Genomic DNA, 700 nt, shown 5'->3' on the forward strand with positions numbered 1-700 from the left:
TGCGGTTGGCGATCTGGCGCTTGAACAGTTTGCCGGATGTCACCCCTTATACGGCTAATACGCCGATGACCCTCGATATCGACGGCCTGCCCATCGAGGTCTTTGGCCACCAGGGTGGCAGTGCCTATAACGTGTTATGCGAGTACCCGGATTTACTCACCCCTTGTCGCCTCCATCGCTGAGACCGGTGACATGGTGGGCGGCTTACTGCGAGAAGGGAATGCTGGCCCGGCAGAAAACGCAGATACCTGGATACCTCACCTCGTTCAGCGCTTAATGGAAGGCACGAATCGAGACGTGGACCAGTTCCGTGTCCGCCTGGATGCAGGCTTTACCGATGGTGAAACGCTACGCGCCCTCGACGCGCACGATATCGCTTATCTGGGACGGTTAAAGAGCAACAAAGCCCTGCAGACGCTGGCGGCGCCTTATCTTAAACGGCCGCCTGGACGACCACCGGAGACACCGCGGGAATGGTGCCACGACCTGGAATACCAGGCCGGTAGTTGGGAGTCCCCACGGCGCGTAGTGTTGGTCGTGCAGGGAAAAAACGATGACCTGCTGCCTCATGCCTTCTTCCTGGTGACAAATCTAAGCCGCTACCATTACCCGCCGGAGAGCGTCCTGGCCATTTATCGTCAGCGAGGCAAGGCGGAAGCCCACATGGGTGAACTCAAGTCGGCCCTTGATCTCCATTTAT

1 pseudogene is annotated in these 700 nt (G+C 58.1%); it reads left to right on the plus strand.

Annotated elements, in window-relative coordinates:
* Window positions 1-700: pseudogene (locus DU506_RS21340) on the plus strand (transposase); the annotation flags it as partial.

The organism is Vreelandella rituensis, from assembly GCF_003336665.1.
GTDB classification, from domain to species: Bacteria; Pseudomonadota; Gammaproteobacteria; order Pseudomonadales; family Halomonadaceae; genus Vreelandella; species Vreelandella rituensis.